22 protein-coding genes and 1 tRNA gene are annotated in these 23,590 nt (G+C 48.2%); 10 read left to right on the top strand and 13 right to left on the bottom strand.

The features are described 5' to 3' along the window. The first annotated feature begins 2 nt into the window (after positions 1-2). The 8 genes from Q7C_RS09350 to Q7C_RS09385 are packed head-to-tail and all read left to right on the top strand — an operon-like array spanning position 3 to position 7,200. Complete coding sequence (locus tag Q7C_RS09350) at positions 3-1,277, top strand: sigma-54-dependent transcriptional regulator (protein WP_014704504.1); 1,275 nt, start codon at positions 3-5, stop codon at positions 1,275-1,277. 9 nt (positions 1,278-1,286) lie between these two features. Next, positions 1,287-2,666: a Trk system potassium transporter TrkA gene (gene trkA, locus Q7C_RS09355; RefSeq protein ID WP_014704505.1), complete on the top strand. Its 1,380-nt coding sequence runs from the start codon at positions 1,287-1,289 to the stop codon at positions 2,664-2,666. Continuing rightward, positions 2,666-3,226 carry a YqgE/AlgH family protein gene (locus Q7C_RS09360; protein ID WP_014704506.1) on the top strand — a complete coding sequence of 187 codons (561 nt, stop codon included), beginning with the start codon at positions 2,666-2,668 and terminating at the stop codon, positions 3,224-3,226. Before trkA ends, Q7C_RS09360 begins: the two co-directional genes overlap by 1 nt. Beyond that, the gene (gene ruvX / locus Q7C_RS09365) at positions 3,223-3,642 is read left to right on the top strand and encodes a Holliday junction resolvase RuvX (protein WP_014704507.1); all 420 of its coding nucleotides are present in this window, start codon (positions 3,223-3,225) and stop codon (positions 3,640-3,642) included. The genes Q7C_RS09360 and ruvX overlap by 4 nt, the downstream gene beginning before the upstream one ends. Continuing rightward, positions 3,639-4,172 carry a bifunctional pyr operon transcriptional regulator/uracil phosphoribosyltransferase PyrR gene (gene pyrR / locus Q7C_RS09370; protein ID WP_014704508.1) on the top strand — a complete coding sequence of 178 codons (534 nt, stop codon included), beginning with the start codon at positions 3,639-3,641 and terminating at the stop codon, positions 4,170-4,172. Before ruvX ends, pyrR begins: the two co-directional genes overlap by 4 nt. Continuing rightward, a complete protein-coding gene (locus tag Q7C_RS09375; RefSeq protein ID WP_041366691.1) occupies positions 4,162-5,136 on the top strand; it encodes an aspartate carbamoyltransferase catalytic subunit in 975 nt (324 codons plus the stop codon). Before pyrR ends, Q7C_RS09375 begins: the two co-directional genes overlap by 11 nt. Next, the gene (locus Q7C_RS09380; RefSeq protein WP_014704510.1) at positions 5,133-6,407 is read left to right on the top strand and encodes a dihydroorotase; all 1,275 of its coding nucleotides are present in this window, start codon (positions 5,133-5,135) and stop codon (positions 6,405-6,407) included. The genes Q7C_RS09375 and Q7C_RS09380 overlap by 4 nt, the downstream gene beginning before the upstream one ends. Before the next feature lie 10 nt (positions 6,408-6,417). Further along, positions 6,418-7,200, top strand: coding sequence for an HAD family hydrolase (locus tag Q7C_RS09385; RefSeq protein ID WP_014704511.1), 783 nt, complete (start codon positions 6,418-6,420; stop codon positions 7,198-7,200). 16 nt (positions 7,201-7,216) lie between these two features. Here the strand turns inward: Q7C_RS09385 and Q7C_RS09390 are convergent. From Q7C_RS09390 to Q7C_RS09405, 4 genes are all read right to left on the bottom strand, one after another. After that, positions 7,217-7,293 (bottom strand) — tRNA-Asp (locus Q7C_RS09390). A 139-nt stretch (positions 7,294-7,432) separates the two neighbouring features. Continuing rightward, positions 7,433-8,248, bottom strand: a complete 816-nt coding sequence (locus Q7C_RS09395) for a plastocyanin/azurin family copper-binding protein (RefSeq protein WP_014704512.1) — start codon at positions 8,246-8,248, stop codon at positions 7,433-7,435. A 156-nt stretch (positions 8,249-8,404) separates the two neighbouring features. Beyond that, positions 8,405-8,734: a DUF6746 family protein gene (locus Q7C_RS09400; RefSeq protein ID WP_014704513.1), complete on the bottom strand. Its 330-nt coding sequence runs from the start codon at positions 8,732-8,734 to the stop codon at positions 8,405-8,407. Between the two features lie 440 nt (positions 8,735-9,174). Continuing rightward, positions 9,175-10,275 (bottom strand): AI-2E family transporter, encoded by a 1,101-nt coding sequence (locus tag Q7C_RS09405; protein ID WP_014704514.1) that lies wholly within the window; start codon positions 10,273-10,275, stop codon positions 9,175-9,177. 147 nt (positions 10,276-10,422) lie between these two features. Here Q7C_RS09405 and Q7C_RS09410 point away from each other — a divergent pair, with 147 nt between their 5' ends. Beyond that, positions 10,423-11,508, top strand: a complete 1,086-nt coding sequence (locus Q7C_RS09410; protein WP_014704516.1) for an efflux RND transporter periplasmic adaptor subunit — start codon at positions 10,423-10,425, stop codon at positions 11,506-11,508. Positions 11,509-11,519: 11 nt separating this feature from the next. Next, positions 11,520-14,669 (top strand): efflux RND transporter permease subunit, encoded by a 3,150-nt coding sequence (locus Q7C_RS09415; RefSeq protein WP_014704517.1) that lies wholly within the window; start codon positions 11,520-11,522, stop codon positions 14,667-14,669. A gap of 24 nt (positions 14,670-14,693) precedes the next feature. Here Q7C_RS09415 and Q7C_RS09420 read toward each other — a convergent pair whose 3' ends face one another. The 9 genes from Q7C_RS09420 to argS all read right to left on the bottom strand — a co-directional run bounded on the left by Q7C_RS09420 (position 14,694) and on the right by argS (position 23,538). Further along, a complete protein-coding gene (locus Q7C_RS09420) occupies positions 14,694-15,095 on the bottom strand; it encodes an MAPEG family protein (protein WP_014704518.1) in 402 nt (133 codons plus the stop codon). 71 nt (positions 15,096-15,166) lie between these two features. Next, positions 15,167-15,379, bottom strand: a complete 213-nt coding sequence (locus Q7C_RS09425; protein ID WP_014704519.1) for a hypothetical protein — start codon at positions 15,377-15,379, stop codon at positions 15,167-15,169. A gap of 41 nt (positions 15,380-15,420) precedes the next feature. After that, positions 15,421-16,434, bottom strand: a complete 1,014-nt coding sequence (locus tag Q7C_RS09430; RefSeq protein WP_014704520.1) for a class 1 fructose-bisphosphatase — start codon at positions 16,432-16,434, stop codon at positions 15,421-15,423. Positions 16,435-16,464: 30 nt separating this feature from the next. Then, on the bottom strand, positions 16,465-17,283 hold the full coding sequence (locus tag Q7C_RS09435; RefSeq protein WP_014704521.1) for a formylmethanofuran dehydrogenase subunit C: 819 nt from the start codon (positions 17,281-17,283) through the stop codon (positions 16,465-16,467). Next, on the bottom strand, positions 17,280-18,182 hold the full coding sequence (fhcD, locus tag Q7C_RS09440; protein ID WP_014704522.1) for a formylmethanofuran--tetrahydromethanopterin N-formyltransferase: 903 nt from the start codon (positions 18,180-18,182) through the stop codon (positions 17,280-17,282). The genes Q7C_RS09435 and fhcD overlap by 4 nt, the downstream gene beginning before the upstream one ends. Further along, on the bottom strand, positions 18,179-19,846 hold the full coding sequence (locus Q7C_RS09445) for a formylmethanofuran dehydrogenase subunit A (protein WP_014704523.1): 1,668 nt from the start codon (positions 19,844-19,846) through the stop codon (positions 18,179-18,181). Before Q7C_RS09445 ends, fhcD begins: the two co-directional genes overlap by 4 nt. A gap of 2 nt (positions 19,847-19,848) precedes the next feature. Next, a complete protein-coding gene (locus Q7C_RS09450) occupies positions 19,849-21,129 on the bottom strand; it encodes a formylmethanofuran dehydrogenase subunit B (protein WP_014704524.1) in 1,281 nt (426 codons plus the stop codon). 61 nt (positions 21,130-21,190) lie between these two features. Next, positions 21,191-21,772, bottom strand: a complete 582-nt coding sequence (locus Q7C_RS09455; protein WP_238532303.1) for an SPOR domain-containing protein — start codon at positions 21,770-21,772, stop codon at positions 21,191-21,193. An 8-nt stretch (positions 21,773-21,780) separates the two neighbouring features. Continuing rightward, a complete protein-coding gene (gene argS / locus Q7C_RS09460) occupies positions 21,781-23,538 on the bottom strand; it encodes an arginine--tRNA ligase (protein WP_014704526.1) in 1,758 nt (585 codons plus the stop codon). Positions 23,539-23,590: the final 52 nt, after the last annotated feature.

Consider the following 23,590-nt stretch of genomic DNA (forward strand, 5'->3'; position numbering starts at 1 on the left):
TCGTGAGTACTGAAAAACCCTTGATTCTGGTGGTCGATGATGAGCCGGATATTCGTCATCTTATCCGTGACATTCTGGAAGATGAAGCCTATCGGGTGACTGTCGCCAGTAATGGCGAAGAAGCACGCGAAGCCTTTATCAATCATCAGCCGCAATTAATTTTATTGGATATCTGGATGCCGGATATTGATGGCATCAGCCTGCTTAAAGAATTCAAGCAGCAAAATAGTCAGATCAGTGTGATCATGATGTCCGGTCATGGCACTATCGAAACCGCCGTAGAGGCAACCCGTTTCGGCGCCTGTGACTTTATTGAAAAGCCGCTTTCCATGGCCAAACTGCTGCGCGGCGTTGAAATGGCTTTGGAAAATCGCGCCAAGCAAGTCGCCCAACAGATGGAACAAGCGGTTGATCCAGTGGGCAAAAGCGCCAAAATGGTACAGCTTCGTGAACAAGTAGAAAAAATAGCTGGTCACGATATGCCGATCCTCTTATTTGGCGAGGGCGGTACCGGCAAACATTGCTTTGCCCATTACCTGCATCAAATGGGGAATTACGCGAACGGTAAGTTCATTGAGTTTAGCCCGGAAAGCTTTCCTCTGGACAGTGAAAAGCTGGTCAGTCTGGCACAGCAAAACTGTGTGTATATTAATGATATCGCGCTGCTCAGCGACGAAGCGCAAACCTTGTTACGGCATATGCTGGAAAGCGGTCGCCTTCAGCAAACTCAGCTGATTTGCGCGACGCAGCAGTCTCTGGAAAAGGCGATTCAACGGGGTGATTTTCTAGAAGGGCTCTATTATCAGCTGAATACCATTACCTTGATGCTGCCACCGTTGCGAGAACATGTGGAGGACATTCCAGAACTGGTCCATTTTTTCGTTGATCAGCAAACCGCACAGTCGGGTATGCCCTATCGTCGCTTTACTGTTGCGGCACAAAACCGATTACGTAATTACAATTGGCCCGGCAATGTCACCGAATTGAAAAACGTTATTCAGCGTATGTTGCTGCTTGGCGATGAAGACGATATTGACGTCGAAGATATTGAAGCCGCGCTCCAGGCTGATCCAGAACCGGCTGCGGATGACATTGAAGGAATTAACCTGGACCTGCCGTTGCGCGAAGCCAGAGAGCAATTTGAACGTATTTATCTGTTGCAAAAGTTGCAAGAAACCAATGGCAATGTTGGTAAAGCGGCAAAACTGGCGGGGATGGAACGCACGCATCTTTATCGGAAACTGCGGTCACTTGGTATTGATACCAAACAACTTTAGGGTAATGGCATGAAAATCCTGATTTTGGGTGCCGGTCAGGTTGGTGCTTCAGTCGCAGCAACGCTGGCCAAAGAAGATGACGAGATCACCATGGTAGACATGGATGTCAGTAGTCTGGCCAAACTACAGGAAAAGTACGGCATAAAGACCCTGGAAGGCTCAGCTTCCCATCCCGCTATACTGGAAGAAGCTGGCGCTGCAGATGCGGATTTGGTACTTGCAGTCACTAATAGCGATGAAACCAATATGGTTGCCTGCCAAATCTGTCATAACCTGTTTAACATACCGACAAAAATCGCCCGTATTCGGGCGCCCGAATATCTGGCCCGCTCAGAGCTGTTCGATAATGCAGAGGACGCCATCGCCATCAATGTGGTTATCAGTCCTGAGCAACTGGTCACCGATTATATTCAGCGACTCATCAATCATCCTAATGCCTTACAGGTGCTCGACTTTGCCAATGGGCTGGTGCAACTAGTCGCGGTGAAAGCCTTATATGGCGGTCCGCTGGTTGGCCATCCGCTTCGTGAGTTACGTCAGCATATTCCCAAAGTCGAAACCCGGGTGGCGGCTATTTTTCGCGAGGGCAAAGCAATTCACCCTAAAGCCGAAACCGTTATTGAAGCCAATGACGAGGTCTTTTTTATCGCCGCGGCCAAAGATATTCGGGCGGTGATGGCAGAATTGCGCAAACTCGACAAACCCTACAAGCGCATTATGCTGGCTGGCGGCGGTAACATAGGCATTCGCTTGGGCCGGGCGCTGCAACATCATTATCAAGTCAAAGTCATTGAGGCCAACCCAAAACGAGCTGATTATTTATCAGAAGAATTATCACAAAGTATTGTTTTACTCGGCGATGTTGCTAACGAAGAACTGCTTTTGGAAGAAGAGATCGATAAAGTCGATTTATTTTGTGCACTGACCAATGATGATGAAGCCAATATTTTATCTGCGATGCTGGCTAAACGACTGGGCGCGCGTAAAGTCTTATCCTTAATCAACCGTGCCGCCTATGTTGATCTGGTTGAAAGTGTCTCTATTGATATTGCGCTCTCTCCGCAGCAAGCGACTATCGGCAGCTTGCTTGCTCATATTCGACGTGGCGACATTGTTGCCGTGCACTCTTTGCGGCGTGGCGCGGCTGAAGCGCTGGAAGCCATTGCCCATGGCGATCGCAGTTCCTCAATGGTGGTTGGCAGACGCATCGACGAAATTGACTTGCCGCCGGGAACGACGATTGGCGCCATTGTTCGGCAAGAACAAGTCATCATTACGCATCATGACACCAAGATTGAGGCGGAGGACCATATTATTTTATTTTTAACCAACAAACGTTACATCAAAGAAGTTGAACGTTTATTCCAGGTCGGTTTCAGCTTTTTCTGATGCAGCCGACCTATCTGAAAAATCACTTGCTGATCGCCATGCCTGGTTTGCATGATCAGACTTTCCATCAAGCGGTAGTCTATTTATGCGAACACGATGCCTATGGCGCCATGGGCCTGATCATCAATCGCCCCTCCAAAATCAAACTGGCAGAGTTACTGCAACACCTGAAAATCGATAATCAAAGTGAGCAGATTCATCATGGTCCCGTACTCTATGGTGGACCATTAAAAAAAGAGCAAGGCCTGGTGCTCCATAACGGAGGGCAATACTGGAAAAATACGCTCAATGTTGCTGAGCAACTCTATCTGACTTCATCGAGCGATATCCTAGCCGATATTGGCACATCAAAAGGTCCTGAAAATGCCTTGGTTTCCCTTGGTTATGCCGGTTGGGATACCGGACAGCTGGAATCAGAACTGGCTGAAAACAGCTGGCTGACCGTCCCTGCCACCCCCGAAATTTTGTTCAACACGGCGCCCAGCGATCGCTGGGCGCAAAGTGCCCGGCTGCTCGGCATTGACATCCACCTTTTGAGTCATCAATCGGGGCATGCATGACCGCGCCTCAGACGATTATGGGTTTTGACTTCGGCATGAAACACATTGGGGTCGCGATTGGTCAGCAGATCACCGGCACAGCTAATGGCTTGACCGCATTAAAGGCAAGAGACGGGATACCGAACTGGGAACAAATAGAAACACTGATCAATCAGTGGCGCCCCGGACAAATCGTCGTCGGGCTGCCGCTGAATATGGATGGGACTGAACAACAGATGACCCACGCGGCACGGAAATTTGGCAACCGTCTGCATAATCGTTTTAAAATCCCTGTGGTATGGCAGGATGAACGCCTCAGTACATTTGAGGCGCTGGATCAAATGGGGCTACACACCAAGTTTGCTTCAAGGCAACGCAGTGATGTGGATAAACTGTCAGCACAAATTATTCTTCAATCATGGCTGGACCAACAATGACAATGCCAACTTCACCTGCTGATATCAATGCGTTGCTGGATACCATGGCAAATGCTATCCGCGAACAATTTTCCGACAAAAGACCCTTGCTGGTCGGTATTCACACTGGCGGTGTATGGATCGCCAAAGCTCTATTAAAGCGGCTCGGTGACGACTTTTTCGATGCGCCGCTAGGAACACTAAACATTGCTTATTATCGGGATGATTTCACCCGCATAGGCATGCATCCGCAGGTCTCCCCTTCCGAACTGCCCTTTGAGGTTGATAACCGGCATTTAGTGCTGGTTGATGATGTTTTTTATAGCGGACGAACCACACGGGCAGCTCTCAATGAATTATTTGATTATGGTCGGCCGGCTTCTGTCACACTCGCGGTGCTCATCGCCCGTAACGGCCGGGAATTGCCGATTCATCCTGATATTGTCGGCGCTGAGGTCACGGTTGCAAAAGGCCAGCACCTAAAACTTCGCCATGAAAATAATTCGCTATCACTGATCGTGCGCGAAACCGAGGTCAAACATGGCAAATAATCAGCTGACGGAGCACGGTCGGCTGCGCCACTTCTTGACGATTGAAGGGCTAAAACGTCCCTTGCTCACGGAAATCATGGACCGTGCTGAGCAATTTTCTGGTTTGGGCAATCGTCAGGTCAAGAAAGTCCCGCTGTTACGTGGCAAAACCATCATCAATCTGTTTTTCGAAAACAGCACTCGAACTCGCTCTACCTTTGAATTAGCGGCGAAACGGTTATCGGCTGATGTGATGAATTTCAATATTTCTACTTCCGCAACCGCAAAAGGCGAAAGTCTGCTGGATACCCTGCATAATCTGGAAGCCATGCATACGGATATGTTTGTGGTTAGACATAATCAAAGTGGCGCGGCTGAATTTATTGCTCAGCATGTTGCGCCGCATGTCAGTGTCATTAATGCCGGTGATGGTTGTCATGCTCATCCCACACAAGCCATGCTGGATATGTTTACCATTCGCCGTCACAAAGGCCAGTTTGCCGATCTGCGCGTTGCCATCGTTGGCGATATTTTGCATTCCCGGGTGGCCCGATCACAAATCCAGGCTTTGGCCACACTTGGCGTTGGCGAAATTCGTGTTATTGGTCCACAAACGCTGCTACCACGAGACTGTCAGACCATGGGGGTTCATGTCTTTCATGATTTGGCATCCGGACTGGAAGGAGTAGATGTCGTCATTATGCTCCGACTGCAATTAGAGCGGATGCAAGGCGCCTTGTTGCCCAGCGCCCGTGAATACTATCGCTGCTTTGGCCTGACAGCAGAAAAACTCCGTCATGCCAAACCTGATGCCATCGTCATGCACCCCGGCCCTATTAATCGCGGGGTTGAGATCGCCTCTGCTGTTGCCGATGGACCGCAATCCGTTATTTTAGAACAGGTGACGCATGGTATCGCCATCCGTATGGCGGTGATGTCAATGGCACTGGGCAGTCAGTCAGATTTACAAGAGGCACAATCATGAAGTGCGTGATTCAAGGCGGCCGGGTAATTGATCCGGCAAGCCAGCTTGAAGCAGATCATGCCATCTATATTGCCGATGGCAAGATTGTTGCCATTACCGATACGTTAGATGGTTTTACAGCAGATGTAACTCTGGATGCGCGTGGCCGAATTGTCTGTCCTGGATTGGTAGATCTCAGCGCCAGACTTCGTGAGCCGGGCCAGGAACACACAGCAACCATCGACAGTGAATCTCGTGCTGCTTCAGCCGGCGGAATTACAACCTTGGTTGTGCCGCCAGATACCGATCCAGTTATTGATACCCCCGCTGTGGTCGAACTCATAGAAGACCGTGCTAAAAAAGCCGGACGCGTTATGGTGCTCACGATGGGCGCGCTGACACAACAGCTTGATGGCGAGCTTTTGGCAGAAATGGCCGCACTCAAACAAGCTGGTTGTGTTGGCGTTAGTAATGGTTTGAATGCCGTAAAAAATACGGTTGTTTGGCGTCGGGCACTGGAATATGCCGCGACCCTGGATTTAACGGTATTTATCACTGCTGCTGACGGCTGGTTGCAACGACAAGGCTGTATTCACGAAGGCACCGTCAGTGCTCGGCTTGGTTTAAACGGAATTCCCGAAAGCGCAGAAACGATTGCTGTTATGCGTGACTTATTGCTTATCGAACAAACCGGAGTGCGCGCTCACTTTCATAACATATCCAGTGGTAGAGCACTCTCAATGATTCGTGATGCGCAGGAAAAAGGGCTCAATATCACCGCAGATGTCAGCGCACATCATCTGCACTTGTGTGAACATGATTTAGGCAATTACGATAGCTTCAGTCACGTGATGCCACCATTAAGAAGCATTCGCGATCGCGAACAACTTCAGCAAGGCGTGAGAAGTGGCGTTATTCAGGCCATCTGCTCTCATCATCAGCCGCTTGATGCCGATGCCAAACTTGGCCCCTTTGCTGAAACGCAACCCGGTATTTCCGGGCTCGAAACACTACTGCCACTAACCTTAAAACTGGTCGAAGATGACGAATTAGACTTGCGTACGGCTTTGGCGTCACTGACTTGTCAACCAGCGGCAATTTTAGGCATTGAGGCAGGACAACTTAAAGTCGGCGCCACCGCTGATATCTGTGTCATCGATACCGATGCGCACTACGAATGTCAGCCGAATCAGTTTGTCAGCGCGGGCAAAAACAGTCCTTTCGCTGGCTGGTTGTTTCATTATCAACCGTGCTATACCCTGTTTCAGGGTAAGCTCGTGTATCAACGCTAGGTTGATAACCATGATGAATTCAGATTCCTTACCCCTGATAGCCCTCGATTTTGATGGCGTCATTTGTGACAGTGCGGTGGAAACGGCGTTAAGTGGTTGGCAGGTCGCGCATCAATTGTGGCCGGAACTGCCAGCGACACTGAGCAAACCCTTATTAGCCGCGTTTCGCCAAGTGCGGCCAGTCATGGAAACCGGCTTTGAGAGTATCCTTATTTTGCGCGCGCTGGTGGATGGCGTTGCCGTGCAAACGCTGATTAATTCATTCAGCAACAACATGGACCGTGTGATGCAGCAATATCAGCTCTCACCCAGTCTGTTAAAAAATCAATTTGCTGAGGTTCGCGATGACTGGATTGCATGTGATTTTAGCGGCTGGGTAGAGAAAAATCCGCTATACCCAACTATCAAACAGATCATGCAGCAAATTCCGACTTCGCAATTGGTCATCATCACCACCAAACAGGAGCGGTTTGTTTCCGCGATTTTGTCGGCAAATGAAATCACCGTGCCGGAAGATCAAATTTATGGCATGGATCGCCAGCTCAGCAAAGCCAGTGTCTTAAGAATGCTGCAAAACCACTACACCGGCCAGATTCTATTCGTCGAAGATCGGCTGCCGACGTTGTGTAATATCATCACCACACCAGAGCTGGAGCAGATACAGTTATGGCTGGCAACGTGGGGTTATAACACCGAACTGGATCAACAAACGGCGTTGGCATCACCACGCATTGAACTACTGGGGCTGGAAGCATTTTCTGATTGGCCTCGGCAATACGGCCTTAATGCTTAAACTTAAAAGAGAAAAATGGCGGAGCGGACGGGACTCGAACCCGCGACCTCCGGCGTGACAGGCCAGCATTCTAACCAACTGAACTACCGCTCCGCGACCTGATAAAACCTTTAGGTACCGTCAGGACGCGTGAAAGGATACAGTAATTTTTGTTCGAGTGTTAGCAGAATCTGTATTTTTTTAAATTTTTCGCCCAAGCCCACCTAGTTAGCGGGCTTGGGCGTGGGTTGCTTTACATTGACTCGGCAACTTGTAAGGCTTTCTTGACTAATCGTTTAGCAGCGCCATTCACTTCTGCATTTTGAATTTGTTCAAGATTCACTGGCTGGCCAACAATAATGGCACCACCCATCCCCGCACCAAAATGAGGTGTACATTTATAAATGTAAATTCCTTCTTCCGTGAATGTACGCTGAAAATTTTCACTCATTGGTGAATGCCACATTTCAGCGCCTTCCGGGATTAACCCTTCTATTGATTGGGTGTCATGCGTACTCATATTTGTCCACGTAACTTTATCTCCAGGCGCAATTTGAACTACCAGTGGCGCATAAATCAAGCCTTGGGCAGCGATGGTATGTGTTTTAGGTTCGGCATCAGATGGCTTTACGTTAACCACCTGTTCAGCAGCTTGAGAAGCTTGTTCTAACAAAGTCTCGGCTTCTTCACGACCTGTAGCAGCAGCATCTTCGGCCTGAGCAATAACCTCACTGGTTTTCTCTGCAATAGCCGCTGATGCCTCTGATGCCTCTTCCGTCGCTAAGTCGACAATGTCAGAAGTCTCATCCACAACCTCTTCAACCATGGTTTCTTCGAGTGCCGCCTGCTCTTGCTCCTTAATAGCGCTGGTGTCGTCCGTCATTGCCAACGCCTCGGTCTGCTCAGATCCGATTGGCTCAGGCGCATTTTGTGGATCAGTTTCTGATGTTACTCCCGGCCGATCATAGTGATCGCTGGAACCAGAAATAAAGGTAGAAACCGCAGCAACCACAAAGATTGCAATAGCAGCAATAATAATCGCGGAAATTATGGCTTTCGATGTACGCATAGTTGCTCCTGAATCAACTTAACCTGACTCTGAATCATACCACCTATTATTTTTAAACAAAGCTTGAAAGCCGTTAAAAATAGGTCGGCTGAGTATTCATAATGGTCGTTTTTTCTCACTACTTAAAACTGAAATAAAGCAAGCAGGACAAGCCTGTTAGCCTTTTTTGTTCGTCACCCTCTCTTCAGGCAGCGTGCTAATCACCGGAAGGGCAATATTCTTAGGATCAACAAACTGTTGATTTATTTTGTTCAATGCAATCTCTAATGCCTGGGTCAACACGGAAATTTCGGCAACATCTGATGCCGTTAATGGATCATTCGCTAAAATAGCTTTCAGTCGGTCATTGTCAGCATTAAATTGACTGACAACCTGTTCAAACGTTTCTACTGGTGATTTTAGCTGCTGTGTGGATTGTTGCGCCCGAGATATATCTGCCACACCAAAACTTAATGCGGCGGCCGCCAGATAGTTAAATACATTCATGATATTGCTCCTCCATTGTCCGCGACAAAAGCACTTCTTTTATCGAATCGCACAGGATGGCGATTAAAAATGAAATGGGGATAATTTCCAAGAAAACAACATGAGCCGCTAAATCGGCGGCTCGTGTCGGAGGAGAGAACATTCAAAACGATGTCAGAATACGGCAAAATGGACTTGCGCCCTTGATACGTTATTGGGCCATCACTAACATCAGCACCTTCGACATCATTCAGACTAATTGGTTCCCCAACCAGTTAATCACAGCAATACTGTGTGACGATGCGTATCGCTCTTTCGGACCACATGACAATTTATTGGCCTTGTTAACCTTAACAAGGTGAATTAGGTTCAATTCTATCCCGGCACAGTTACCGTTATTGGTGACTCAGGCCGCGCATTGTGCCGAACAGGCGCTGTTCATTTATCTGGTCAGTAAGCCGTTACTTTGAGTCGATAACATTTTTATCCGCCACAACCTGCTGATGTTTCAAGCCCCGGGGCCAAGCAAAAACCATGGCTTTAATCAGGGTCGCCAATGGAATGGCAAAAAATACGCCCCAAACGCCCCAAATACCACCAAAAAACAGAACCGCCAAAATAATGGAGACCGGATGTAGATTGACGGCTTCAGAAAACAGTACGGGCACCAGCACGTTTCCATCCAATGCTTGCAACACCCCGTAAGCCAACAATACGTATAAAAACTGCTCCGTCATACCAAAATGAAATCCCGCTACCGCAGCAACCGGCAGGGTTGCCACGGCAGCACCGATAAACGGGATCAACACCGAAAAGCCGACAATCACCGCCAACAATGCTGCATAGGGCAATGCAAACGCGGAAAACATGACATAGGCAGCGCCACCGACAATAATGATCTCAATGGCTTTACCACGAATATAGTTCGCGATCTGATCATCCATTTCTTGCCAGACCCGACTCATCAACCCCCGCTTTTCCGGTAACAAATTCACGGCAAACTGCGTCAACTGACGACGATCTTTCAATAAAAAAAACACCAGAATCGGCACCAGCACCAGATAGACAATAATGCCGATAATATTACCCAAGGAAGACAGTGATATCGTCAATACGCGCTGACCAAACTGAGATAACTCACGACCTGCCGCACTAATCCAGACTTGTAGTTGATCCGGACTGATAAGATTAGGATATTGCGTCTGGAGTCCGTCCAGCCAGGCTTGACCACTTGATAGCATCCTCGGCGCTTCCTGCACCAGATTGACTAACTGCTCCCACAGCAGTGGCAACAGCAAAAAAGCCATCGCCAACAAGGCACCAACAAACCCCAGATAAACCAAGACCATGGCCAACCATTCCGGTACATGTCGGCGCACCAGCATATTGATCAGCCCCTGCAGCATAAACGCTAATATCAGCGCGGTAAAAAAGGGAGCCAGCATGCCACCAAGCCAGATAACAATTGCAAAACCAAGCAACAACACCAGTAACAAAATGACCGCTTCTTCATCTGAGAAGTAATGCGCCGCCCAATTTTTGAGCATAGACCGTACGGTCATAACAACTCCTAAAATCTAGTTTTTACACATTTTGACATAAATCCAGTCGGTTAAACGGTAAACTATAAGGATTCAGATAAGTCAGTGCAGGAACTTCTTTTGTCCCCCCTGCTCAGTAAAAGGGACTTGCTTAAATACTGGACGCTCATGGATATATTTAAACGTTTCCGCCGGTTTTCCACCTGGTTTTGCCATTTCGGGCTGCTGTTTGTGCTCGGTTTGTCCGTTGCATACGCTGAAGATTTGCCGGTTACCATTGTTAAACCGGTCCTGACAGATACTGGCGAACGTATACAACTTTCCGGCTCGTTCAGCGCTGAGCGACAAGCCATGTTATCGCCACGAATGGATGGTTTGGTTAAATCTGTTCGCGTCGATGCAGGTGATGCGGTCAAACAAGGTGATTTACTGATAGAACTGGATAGTGTCCTGACACAGCTTCAATTAACTCAGGCACGAGCCACAAGCCAAGAAGCCCAAGCCGCTGTCACCGAGGCAAAACGCCTGGTTGAAGAAGCTGAACGTCTGCGAGGCGATAATTATATTTCCGCCACGGAACTGGCAAATCGCAAGGCCAATCTAGCTGTGACCGAAGCGGCCTTGGCTGCCGCCAAAGCCAATGCCAGCCGGGTTGACGAAGAGCGTCGACGACATCAATTAACCGCCCCTTTTGATGGTGTTATCAGCGCCAAAATGACCGAAGCGGGTGAGTGGATTAATCGTGGTGATCAAGTGCTTGAGCTGGTCTCGCTGGAACAGGTTCGTCTGGATATCAATGTGCCGCAGGAACGCTTCACCTATTTGAATAAAGACAGTCAGATCACCATCTACCCGGACGCGCTACCAAATCAGTCCCTCACTGGCAAAGTGATCGCCATTGTTCCAGTCAGTAACCCGCAGGCGCGCTCATTTCTGGTCCGAGCAGTAGTGGACGATCCGCAGGTTACCTTGCTGCCAGGCACGTCGGCTACGGCTGCCATTACGCTGAAAAGCAACCAGCAGCCAGGATTATCGCTGCCTCGTGATGCGGTGTTAAGACATCCCGATGGCGGTCGCAGCGTGTTTGTTGTCAATGCAGATAATACCGTTAGTCGTCAATCGGTCGTTATTCAGCAAGAAACCCCTCAAAGTGTCATTGTCAGCGAGGGTCTGGCACAGGATGATCGCGTGGTATTGCGTGGTAATGAAGTCCTTAAGCAAGGCAACACGGTCAGCATCGTTGAAGGCAATTAAGGATCTCTATCATGCTTGAGGCACCAATTCGCAATGGGAAATTACTGACCGTCATTGTTCTGATTGTGTGCGTGCTGGGTCTCGCGGCTGTTCGGCTGATTCCCGTGCAGATGATACCGGATCTGGATACCCGTATTATCAGCGTCCAAACTAACTGGGCAGGTGCAACCCCTCAAGATATCGAAAAAGAAATTCTGATTGAGCAGGAACGTTATCTTGGCAATATTCCGAATCTCACTCGGATGGAGTCTTTTGCTGAAACCAGCCAAGCCGAAATCGAAATGCATTTTCCTTTTGGCGTCAATATCAATGAAACCCTGATCGAGGTGACCAACGCTCTGAGTCAGGTTTCTGGTTATCCGGAAAATGTTGATCAGCCCCGAGTCAGCAACAGTTCATTCTCTGAAAATGCGTTTATGCATTTTACCGTTACCCCTTTGCCCGGAAATCCGCTAAATCTCGATTTACATATGATCACGGATTTTGTTGATGACAATATTCGCACTGCCATGGAACGGGTCAACGGCGTATCACAAGTGCAAATCCGGGGGGGTGCCGAACGCCAAATGCAGGTGTTTGTTGATGCTGCCAAACTGGCTCAACGTGGTATTACCTTATCCGATGTCCGTAATGCTATCCGTGCACGCAATAGTGATGCCTCGGCCGGCGACATTGATGAAGGTCAGCGGCGATACCTGTTACGAACGGTGGGTCGGTTTAACAGCCAGCAGGAATTAGAAAATCTGATTTTGGCGCGGCGCAACAATACCGACATCTTATTGAAAGATGTTGCCGAAGTTCAGCTGGATCACTTTGAAATCCGGGAAGAAGCCATTATCAATAATGAAGCAGCGCTTCACATGGCCGTTAAACGTGAACCGGGATCCAACGTCATTGATATCAAGTACGGCATGCTCAGTGTGGTTGATGAACTTCGAGAAACCGTGCTCAAACCAAATGGACTGGATATTTTCCTGCTTGGCGATGATGTGCGTTATGTCGAAGCGGCCATTCAAAATGTCTCCCAAAACCTGCTGTTGGGGGGCTTGTTGGCTTGCTTGATTCTGTTTGCCTTTTTGCGTTCTTTTCGCGGTACGGTTATTGGTCTGATGGGGATGCCAGTGTGCGTTATCGCCGCGTTTTTAGGACTGTTACTGTTTGACCGCACGATTAATGTTATCTCACTGGCCGGGATTGCGTTTGCGATAGGCATGACTGTCGATAACACGATTGTCGTTTTGGAAAGTATTGAGCAGGCTCGTCGCCGCGGTCTGGACAGAATTGAAGCGGCAATTACCGGTGTCCGCGAGGTGTGGACCGCCGTTCTCGCATCAAGCATGACGACCGTTATCGTCTTTTTACCGGTATTGCTGGTTCAGGAAGAGGCCGGCCAGCTTTACTCGGATATTGCCATTGCTATCTCGATTGCCATTATGGCATCCATGTTATTTGCTGTTGGGGTTGTGCCTTCTGCCTGTGCCCGATTTGGTCTGGGCACAGGAGCCAGCAAAAGTCTTGATGACCTGCATCGTCATGGTTTGATATTAAAAACCATTAACTGGCTGACCGCCGGCAATATTCGGCGTATTTTGACCATGACCATTATGTTCACGATTACCATTGTTGCGGCGTGGATTTTGATGCCACCAGCAGAGTATTTGCCAGAAGGTGAAGAGCCAAAAGCGTTTTCTTCAATGATGGCACCGCCGGGCACCAATTTGTCTGAAATGCAGCGTATTGCCAGCGAAGTCAATGTCATTCTTGAACAAGCCCGGCAAGCCGATCCGGTCGATTTTGATCGGGGTGAAATCCGCCTGCCAGCACTGGCTTATTACTACCTTAGAACGTCACCTAATGGCCTTTGGCTACTGAGCGAACCCAAGCGTGGTGATGATATCAATGCCATGATGGAAACTCTGACCGAGCTATTCAAAAGCTACCCGGGTATGCGCGCGTTCTCAGGTCGTGGCTCCATCATCTCCAGTAATCAGGGAGGCACGCGGGCAGTGAACCTGGATATTGCCGGCCCTGATATGGGTGATCTCTACCGTACGGCCGAATATGCCTATCAACGTGCTGAGAACCTGTTCGATAACCCACAAATTAACTCCTCCCCCAGCTCATTGTCTTTGGATCAACCTTTGATCGAAATTGTGCCTCGGTGGCACCGGTTATCTGAAGTTGGCTTTACCGCTGACGAATTTGGCTTTGCAGTCTCCGCCTTGAGTGACGGGGCGTTTGTCGATGAGTTTTTTCTTGATGATGACAAGATCGATATTTTTCTTTATAGCCATGCCGGACAATCGCAATCATTGCCAAACCTGGCAGAATTACCGGTATTAACACCCAATGCCAGCATTCTGCCGTTAAATGCGCTGGCAGATCTCAACGAAACCGTGGACAGTGATACCCTGCGCCGAGTTGATGGCCGCCGCACCGTCACGCTGTTGATTATCCCACCACGTGACGTGGCATTGGAAACCGCCGTACAACGGGTTCGCAATGAAATGATCCCTGCCATGCAGTCTCAAGGAGAAGTCGCCAAAGGCGTCTCTCTCAGTATTTCAGGTGCGTCAGATCAGCTGGATGCGACCCGGGAATCGTTATCAGAAAATCTGGTGGTTGCCGTCGCGCTGATTTATTTATTACTGGTGGCCATTTTCTCTCATTGGGGCTATCCGCTTATCATTCTGGCAACCGTACCATTAGGGATTGCTGCCGGTATTGTTGGTCTGGTTGCCGTCAATCAGTCCGGGCCTTTACTTGCCATGATTGGTTTGCCGCCATTAATACAGCCTTTCGACATGATTACCATGCTGGGATTTGTCATTTTGCTGGGAACGGTAGTGAATAACCCGATTCTGATCGTTGAGCAGGCGCGCCGTTACCTGGAAAATGCCAGTGACACCGTTCAACAGGCTGTGGTGAAAGCGGTCGCCACGCGATTACGGCCAATTCTGATGTCAACCATGACTACGGTATTTGGTTTAGCCCCATTGGTCTTCATTCCGGGTGCAGGTGCTGAGCTTTATCGGGGGATTGGTATCGTCGTGTTAGTGGGTATTTTTGTCTCAATGATTGTGACGCTGACCTTTTTGCCCTGCTTATTAGTGTATGTGTTATCACTAACCGAACGTGGTCGACGCAAAGCAACCGACTAGTTCGGCTTTAAGCCCGACTGGCAGTTATAAACTGACCACCAGCAGTGATCTGACAGCGATATACACATTGGCCAGCCAGCCAACCATAAAAACCAGTGATCGAAATGATGCCTGATTTAAAGCATAAAAAACCGGATGCAAAATCCGGCAAGCAAGAAACAATAGTGCCGCATAACTCAACGTATCTAAATCAATACTGGAAATGAAGGCCAGCAAACACGCCACCGCATAAAAAATAAGGGACTCCCAGGCATTCTGTTGTGCCGCATAAATTCGGGCTGCCAAGCCTGACAGTTTGGTCTGCTGTTGACGTGGATGATGATTATCAAATTGGTCAAACTGCCGAAAACGCAAATAACCACCAATGATGGCCAAGGTCATTGGCAATAGGGAAACAATAAATAGCACAACAAAAATACTCGGCATATCTGAGCTCCTTTAGGTGAATGTTTCACACATCATCGCGTTTATATAAACTGACCCTAGGCTAACATCCGTCATTCAGCATTGTTCGACATCTGTTGCTGTAACTCCGCCAGTTGTTTTCGGATAGCAGCCAACTCCTGGTTCGTACGTCGGTTTTCTTCTATTAAGTCTCGAAGCCGATCTTTGGTACCAAATACGGCAAATGGCAACAGGAACCACAATAGTCCCAAAATCAGTAAAAACAGGACCCAGATAACACTCAGTCCGCCTAAAAACTCCATCATTGACCTCCCTTATCCTTTCAGCACCAAATCACATCTATCTGTCATTCCGGTTTCTGATGATAGCGGATCAGTCGTGCTACCTCTGCCGAGGATCCTAAAATAACCGGAACGCGTTGATGCAACTCGGTTGGCATTAACTCGAGGATACGCTGCTCTCCTGTACTACTTAAGCCACCCGCCTGTTCGACAATAAAACTCATCGGGTTCGCTTCATAGAGCAGGCGCAACCGCCCCCCTTGCTGACGGATACGTTCATCTATCGGATAAAGAAAGACACCGCCCCGCATCAATATGCGATAAACCTCCGCGACCATTGACGCCACCCAGCGGAGATTAAAGTTTTTCTCTCGAACACCATCCGCACCAGCCAGACACTCGCCAATATATTTTTCAACCGGTGAATCCCAGTGGCGTTGGTTAGACATATTGATAGCGAACTCTGCTGTTTGTTGCGGAATGCGTAAGTTGGGATGCGTTAAAATAAATTCCCCGACATCTCTATCTAGAGTAAAACCATGAACTCCATTACCCAAAGTCAATACCAGTACCGTTGCCGGCCCATAGACGGTAAATCCAGCACAAACTTGCGCCGTTCCGGGTTGCAAGAAGGCTTTCATACCGGGTTGAGTAGTGCTATCCGGACACCGTAGTATCGAAAAGATACTGCCAACGGAAACGTTGACATCAAGATTGGATGATCCATCGAGAGGATCAAAAGCCAAGAGATACTGGCCTCTTGGATAGCGTGTAGGAATGGAAATAACATCTTCGATCTCTTCCGAGATCATGGCAGCCAAATGGCCTGTCCAGCCTAACTGCTGAACAAAAATATCGTGACTGAGAATATCGAGCTGTTTTTGAGGTTCACCCTGCACATTATGGGTTTCGGCATAGCCACCAAGACCGCTAATACCACTTCTCGTGACAAGGTGAGCGATCTGCTTGCAAGCAACACCAATATCATTCAGTAAGCCAGATAAATCACCACTGGCATCCGGAAAAGCTCGTTGTGACTCGATAATAAACTGGTTTAAAGTTTTACCGATAGTAGACATGTTCAAGCCTTACCATACCCGAGATCCAATTCAACTGATTTTAACTAGAATCTCACCCATCCCGATACCACCAATATCGCCTGCATACCGATGCACTCTCGAAAAAGGAGAAAGATTGGCAAAGGCACTATCCAATTTCTTAAAGCTGGCAAACATCAGTGGCAGAAACGCTAACGTATGGGCACCACAGTCATTAAAGTTAGCCCCTATTCCTTGTTTCGGGGCCTGATTTAGCAAGAGTGTACCGCGCTTCATGCCATAACCAAGATGTGCGCCTGTCTGACCTATGACGGCAATGGTACCGGACACCATTCTGGACCCACAATAATCCCCCGCATTGCCCTCAATCAAAATATAGCCTCGGCGCATGTGATCACCGGTGCGATCGCCGCTATTGCCGGTAATAATAATCGTGCCGCCAGTCATACCATTTTTATAACCAGAACGCGCTGCACCAACAAAATCACCGGTATTACCCTCAATTTTGATTTGGCCACCTTTCATCTCACAGCCGGTATAGAGGTCACTATTACCTTTGACCATAATATGTCCACCAGACATAAACTGCCCTAAATAAGCCCCGACATTGCCACTAACCTGAATTTCTCCTGATGCCATCGCATGACCAACATGATCCAGCTTGTCACTGCTGTTTTCAATTTGAATGGTGTCGGTTTCATCGCCATCCACATCAAACAGGTCGGCAACACGAAGCTGACGGCGGCCTGAAAATAAAGGCAGTTCGGCAATCTCTTGTCGCGTTTTTCCAGCGAGCTTATCCGGCGTCAATGGCGAACAGTCAACGCGCTGTGCAAGACTAACCTTCAAGGTCAATTTCAATGCGCTCATGCCATGATCTCCTGCAAATGAAAGTGAAATGGCCCTAATTTACCGCCATAGTTACCCGCACTGATACGCCGGATACCATTTTCAGCCCCCAAATCACAGGCCGCTTGCACGCCAACCCGAATGGCTTTATCTATATCTTCCTTGGTCAAACCGTCTATGACGATTTCCATCACCGACTCAACTTCAGGTGAGCATTCGGTTTTCGTTTGGCCTTTTAAGGTCGGACAAAAAGCATCATTGGTTGAAGCATTTAGCGCTTTGTATTTAGATCCAACCTTGGATCCGCTGCGAACAACACCACCGGGAAACGGCATAATCACGTTCGGAATCTGCTTCATCGCTTTAATAGCCGCTTCACATGCCGCCAAAGCTTGAGGTTGAGATTCGGCTAATATCAAAAAATTTCCCCCACCTACAGCAGAGACAACGCCGGTATTCTCTTGGGTCAAAAACTCCCCATCCATCACTGGAATCCGCCAATAGCGCTGGCCGTCAATCATTTTGGAAATCTGAAAACCATCGCCAAAAAAACGCAGGTTTTTACCGAGGGCAATTTCTTTACCCTCCTCACCTGCAATACCCGCAAATAAAGCAGTGGTTGGTGCGGTCAAAACGCATTGACCGGCTCGGGTTTCAACTTGTTTTGCTAAGCCCTTGCCGCCCATCGCAAAAATCAGGCAGGCAACGCCGGGACGTCCATCTGGCGTTTCTGACGGCGTCAACGTCCGTTCAATCGCCGCCTCACAACCACAGGCAATGACTGACGTTGCAAACCCCGTAAAGGCCACAGCAGAATTCATGGCCCATTCGGTATTTTGGGCCGTAATGATGATTCGGGTGCCTTTCATCGGAAAAGCTTCGGCAAACGTTTTATCAATCGCAACACCGTTAATAATCACAACCGGCCTCCTTCATGCAACGGCTGAATGGTGAGCGAGCCACGGCCATCATCGACCATTTCATCATTACTGATTTTGAAATTATCGAGCTTCATGGTGTGGTATCGATCAAAGTATTTTTTCAATGATTTTTCGACACTTGCGTCATATTCAGGCTTAACCACATGGGTTGTACCCCAGACAATTTTCTGAATTTCGCCCTGGCGAACGACCATTTGACCATCTTTGAAAACATAGTCTGGTTTGGAAAACATTTTTTCCCGATCCGGCTGATCTTGATAAATCGTAATATCTGCTGCCGCCCCCACTCCCAAATGACCGCGATCAGCTAAGCCCACTAACTTCGCAGCACCTGCCCGGGTCATAATCGCGATTTCATATAATGAATACTCACGTTCTATGGTAGCCAGATTCGTTGCTTTTTGTGCTTCGGGGTGCAGTGTTGACAAAATATCATTACGAAAAGTCTTATCCATCAACAACCTAATCAAGTGTGGATAACTGGTAAATGGCGCACCATTAGGGTGATCGGTTGTCAGAAATACGCGCCAAGGGTCATCGATTAACAAAAAGGTTTCCAGACCAATCATCCACTGCAAAGCATTCACGTAGCTCTGGTCTTTATATTTAAACGGGACGACGCCACAGCCCGCATCACACTCAATATCCATCGCCACCCACTTGTTAGGATGGGCATGAGCATGTGCATCAAACTGGCGCATATTGTCACCAGATGCGGTCACTGTTTGACCAAAAAGAATCTGGCCGACATCAACCGTGATGTTTTTATGCTTATTGATGGCTTCCGCGATTTCTGCCGCCCCAGAGGAAAACTTAAAATCCCCTTCTGTGCCGTAACTATGAAACTGAATATGCGTAAGGTGCATAGGCAAGCCTTCAGCACCTTGAATCGTATCGAGTGTTGTTTCCATATTTCCTGGTACACCCAGGTTACAGCCGTGCACATGCAATGGGTGCGGTACACCTAGCTCTTTAACAGCCGTCGATAAACGATGCAAAATATCGCGTGGAGTGACGCCATAAAAGACATTTTTCTCATCTAAATCGAGTTTACGTTGATTAAATTTAAATGCATTAATCCCGCCAGGATTAACAACTTTTAAACCCACCGCCTGTGCATGAGTAATGGTCCAGGCGACATAATTATTGATAGCCTCTTGATCCGCTTTGGCCGCCATCATTCGCAACAGAAAGTCATCACTGCCCAGCATCACATAACCGCCTTTATCCAGAATCGGCGTATCGTGCATTTCCATATGCGCCTGACGGGCATTGATTGGCAGCACCGCGGGCTCAAACCCGGCGGTATAGCCCATCTCTGCGTAACGATATCCGGTGGTTAACGTGCTTGGCGCCGCATGTCCACAGCCACTGCGTAAAAGTTCTGTTCTGGCAAATACCTCTTCTGCATGATCTTCCGGCAACATGGTCCGGGCAATATTGACCTTACCGCCACCGATATGGGTATGCATATCAATGGCACCGGACATAATGACTTTATCGCGAACATCAATTTCCTGATCGACACGCCCATCTGCCGGTTTTTCAACGATTCGTCCGTCCCGAATGTAAATATCTCGAACGACGTTTTCCTCATTATGTGCCGGGTCGTAAACCCGACCTCCAGTAAGTTTGATTAACATGCTTACTCCTGCATTGCCTGTTCGACAGCTTTGAGAACCTCAGAAACACTAGGTAGATCACTCTGGCGTAATTTTCTCAGTGGCATCGACACCACACTATCACAACGAAAAATACGTCCTTCATGATCGATACCGGGCACGCCCACCGGAATAAAGACCTCAGGCATCTTGTTAAATTGCATACCGCTGCGACCGATAACGACATCTGGTAATACGGTCGACGGTGGCAAGCCTTCAGTATTAAAAGCGTTGATCCACATAAAAAAATCGACTTCGTTATTAATCACCATCCGCTGGGTATCAAACAAAAATGGATCATACTCAGGATAACCACGCTGAAATGACGTCCGCATTGGATAACCGGTTTGCCATGACGCAACCGCATTAACCGTGGTATCGCCTTCCTTGCCACCTAATGGCAGGCCACTACTTCGCGTCTCTTTATTTAACTCTTTGATTGCCTCACATAGCGTCTGAATACTGGTTTCAGCATGATCAAAGTTCAACAAACTGCCAGACCACGTAAAGACAGAGTAACTGGCTTGTTTGAGCTCATCGGTTAGCTGCTGCAAGTCACTGACAGAAATTCCCCCAACCGACGTTGCCTGTACTGGTCGGTTATTAATTAATGCCCGTAAAACCGACAACACCTCTGGCAAATCATGATCATCACAGGTCATGACCTGCGCTTTTTGTCCTGACGGCGAAGTTGATGCCTCACCAGAAGGCGCTTTACCGAGATAGATAATCCGACGTTGATTGATATCCACATCAAACATCGACTCTTCTGGCCAAACAATACGCTCATAAAATCGCGGAAAGGCTGTTTCAATATCGCCACCCACCACCACAATCACATCTGCCCGATTTCGAACTTCTGTCAGCGTCGTGGTCATGTAACCTGTATCTTGCAATACCAGAATATTTCGAAATGCCGCGGTAGAGAACTGACTATCAACCACCGCACCACTTCTGTCTGCAAGAGATAAAGCCGCGCGAGCACCATTCAAATCCGTCCCCAAACCGCCGATAACGGGTTGATTTGCTGCTCGCAACTGTTTGGCAATGTAGGAAACCGCTTTTTCCAGCGTCGTTTCCTGACCATGAAGCATTGGTTTCATCTCCGCCAACGGCGTCTCAAAACCAGGCCTGGTGACGGCATCGGCATTTTCTTCTACCGTGACCGACAGATCCTGTACCCGAACCGTCAGATCATCTGAGGCGATCCCGCAAAAAGGACTGGCAATCTCCTGCCAGTGTTTTCCTGCGTCCGTATCAGTCATAATTAATGTCCCCGGTATTCTCTAAATTAACTTTGACAGACTGGTGTTGCGATGCCATGAATTAACCGTGACGCGCCCGCAACAACAAAGAATCGATATTATTATTTCGTAACTGTTTTTGGACTTCATCAGCCCGATCGCGGCCGTTGATTGGGCCGACCTGAACACGATGCCAAGTATCCTTATCATCAATCGTCACGGTCTGCACTCTGGACTCAATCCCTAAAAAAGCCAGTTTCGCTTTAAAGCCATCTGCATCAGACAGTTTTTTAAAAGAGCCAACTTGAATCATATAACTTTCAGAGGCCGGCACAGGTTGGGAAGATGATTCTGCCTCGACAGCCGTTTCCGTTACCGATGCTTCAGACTGTGGTGGCATGGTCACAATAGCCTGCTGAGGTTGCTGAGGTCGGGTCACAACCTCTTCGGATTCTGGTAACAAGGTATAAAAATCAAATGTCGGCTCGATCCCACCCGACGAATTTGTTTCAGCCTGATTTTCCGAAGCAACTGTCTCTGTCGGCGCATTATCTTTGATATGCAGTAAAAACATGACAAAGGCACCCACCGTAAAACTGAGAAGCATTGGTCCCCAGGGCACACTACCGCGTTGTTGGTGTCGAGAATTTCTTTTAGCTGCCAACTCAAACCTCACATACTTTGTGGGGCAGATACCCCAAACAATCCTAACCCATTCGCAATAACCTGTCGCACTGCAGCCACCAAAGATAATCTGGCTTGCGTCAACGCATAATCATCATTAATGAATTGATGCGCGTTGTAATAAGTATGAAAATCTCTGGCAAGATCTAAGAGATAATGCGCCAGAACATGTGGTGTGTGATTGATAGCTGCCAGTTCCAGCATTTCCGGATAACGAGACAACATGGTCAACAGTGTCTGTTCATTTTCCGTGGTTAATAAATCGAGAGCATCACACCCTGCCGTTTGATCCCAAGCCAATTGTTTTTCCGCGAGTTGACGGAAAACACTGCACACCCGGGCATGTGCGTATTGTAGGTAATAAACCGGATTATCATTACTTTGTGACTTTGCCAGTTCCAGATCAAAATCCATATGTTGATCAGCACTGCGCATCACGTAAAAGAAACGAGCAGCATCATTACCCACCTCTTCGCGTAATTCTCGCAACGTGACAAACTCACCACTTCGTGTCGACATGCCGACTTTCTCTTCGCCGCGGTAAAGCACGGCGAACTGAACCAACAAGACGTTTAAAGCTGACACGTCTTGACCCAGCGCTTCAACAGCTGCTTTCACCCGAGCAATATAGCCATGATGATCGGCACCCCAGATATCAATAATGCGATCAAAACCACGTTGATACTTATGGAGATGATAGGCCATATCCGAAGCAAAATAGGTCGCCTGACCATTATCCCGGATGACGACTCGATCTTTTTCATCACCGAAATCCGTTGATTTGAACCACCAGGCGCCCTCTTGTTGATAAAGTAAGCCTTTTGCTTTCAAGGTATTGATGGTCTCTTCGACCAATCCATCCTCCACCAGTGATCGCTCTGAAAACCACGTATCGTAAGTCGCGCCAAACGCCGCCAAGTCATCACGAATGTCAGCAAGAATCGCCTCTAAGCCACAGTCAAATACGATGCGATATTGCTCGCCCAGCAACCGTTTTGCTTGATTAACAAGTCCGTCTATATGGGCTTCTTTATCTCCCCCCACCGGTTCATCATCCGGCACATCAGCAAAAACCACCTGTGCAGCCTGTTTCAATGACTCACCCTGCTGCTGTTGCAAGGTTTTTGCAATATCTACGATATAATCGCCGCGATAACCATTACTCGGGAACACAAACGCTTCGCCAAGCAAAGCGAGATAACGTAACCAAACACTGGTAGCCAGAATATCCATCTGTCGACCGGCATCATTGACATAATATTCGCGGTGCACCTCAAATCCAGCGGCTGCTAACAAACTGGCGACAACACTACCGTAAGCGGCGCCACGGCCATGACCAACATGCAATGGCCCGGTTGGATTAGCTGAAACAAACTCGACCTGTACCCGCTTTCCAGCACCAATCTGACTTTGTCCAAAATTTTCCGTTTCTTTGAGAATATCTTTGACGATCTGGTAGCGGGCGGTGTCGGTCAAAAACAAATTGATAAAACCGGGACCGGCTATTTCCGTTTTCGCCAAAATGGCTGAGGACGGTAAGGCGGCCATGATTTTTTCGGCTAATTGCCTGGGGTTCATTTTGGCCTGTTTAGCCAAAACCATAGCAACATTACTGGCAAAGTCGCCGTGCGCGCTATCTTTACTGCGTTCTACCTGAACTTTCTTTGTGCTCTCTTCAGGCAGTAACATTTCTGCTTGTAATGACGCGACGGCTTGCTGGATTAATTCGATGAGTTGGGCTTTCAACGGCTTGAATTCCACATTTATCTGGTTTTAAAACCGGCATTCTAACTGATCC

This window comes from Methylophaga frappieri (assembly GCF_000260965.1).
Classification (GTDB): domain Bacteria; phylum Pseudomonadota; class Gammaproteobacteria; order Nitrosococcales; family Methylophagaceae; genus Methylophaga; species Methylophaga frappieri.

Bases quoted from the DNA above. Each gene is read 5' to 3' on its own strand.
- Q7C_RS09400 (WP_014704513.1), bottom strand. From the start codon at position 8,734: ATGAATGTATTTAACTATCTGGCGGCCGCCGCATTAAGTTTTGGTGTG.
- Q7C_RS09430 (WP_014704520.1), bottom strand. From the start codon at position 16,434: ATGTCTACTATCGGTAAAACTTTAAACCAGTTTATTATCGAGTCACAA.
- Q7C_RS09375 (WP_041366691.1), top strand. From the start codon at position 4,162: ATGGCAAATAATCAGCTGACGGAGCACGGTCGGCTGCGCCACTTCTTG.
- ruvX (WP_014704507.1), top strand. From the start codon at position 3,223: ATGACCGCGCCTCAGACGATTATGGGTTTTGACTTCGGCATGAAACAC.
- Q7C_RS09415 (WP_014704517.1), top strand. From the start codon at position 11,520: ATGCTTGAGGCACCAATTCGCAATGGGAAATTACTGACCGTCATTGTT.
- Q7C_RS09435 (WP_014704521.1), bottom strand. From the start codon at position 17,283: ATGAGCGCATTGAAATTGACCTTGAAGGTTAGTCTTGCACAGCGCGTT.
- Q7C_RS09380 (WP_014704510.1), top strand. From the start codon at position 5,133: ATGAAGTGCGTGATTCAAGGCGGCCGGGTAATTGATCCGGCAAGCCAG.
- Q7C_RS09450 (WP_014704524.1), bottom strand. From the start codon at position 21,129: ATGACTGATACGGACGCAGGAAAACACTGGCAGGAGATTGCCAGTCCT.
- Q7C_RS09445 (WP_014704523.1), bottom strand. From the start codon at position 19,846: ATGTTAATCAAACTTACTGGAGGTCGGGTTTACGACCCGGCACATAAT.
- Q7C_RS09395 (WP_014704512.1), bottom strand. From the start codon at position 8,248: ATGCGTACATCGAAAGCCATAATTTCCGCGATTATTATTGCTGCTATT.
- Q7C_RS09360 (WP_014704506.1), top strand. From the start codon at position 2,666: ATGCAGCCGACCTATCTGAAAAATCACTTGCTGATCGCCATGCCTGGT.
- Q7C_RS09420 (WP_014704518.1), bottom strand. From the start codon at position 15,095: ATGCCGAGTATTTTTGTTGTGCTATTTATTGTTTCCCTATTGCCAATG.
- Q7C_RS09385 (WP_014704511.1), top strand. From the start codon at position 6,418: ATGATGAATTCAGATTCCTTACCCCTGATAGCCCTCGATTTTGATGGC.
- Q7C_RS09425 (WP_014704519.1), bottom strand. From the start codon at position 15,379: ATGATGGAGTTTTTAGGCGGACTGAGTGTTATCTGGGTCCTGTTTTTA.
- Q7C_RS09405 (WP_014704514.1), bottom strand. From the start codon at position 10,275: ATGACCGTACGGTCTATGCTCAAAAATTGGGCGGCGCATTACTTCTCA.
- pyrR (WP_014704508.1), top strand. From the start codon at position 3,639: ATGACAATGCCAACTTCACCTGCTGATATCAATGCGTTGCTGGATACC.
- Q7C_RS09410 (WP_014704516.1), top strand. From the start codon at position 10,423: ATGGATATATTTAAACGTTTCCGCCGGTTTTCCACCTGGTTTTGCCAT.
- trkA (WP_014704505.1), top strand. From the start codon at position 1,287: ATGAAAATCCTGATTTTGGGTGCCGGTCAGGTTGGTGCTTCAGTCGCA.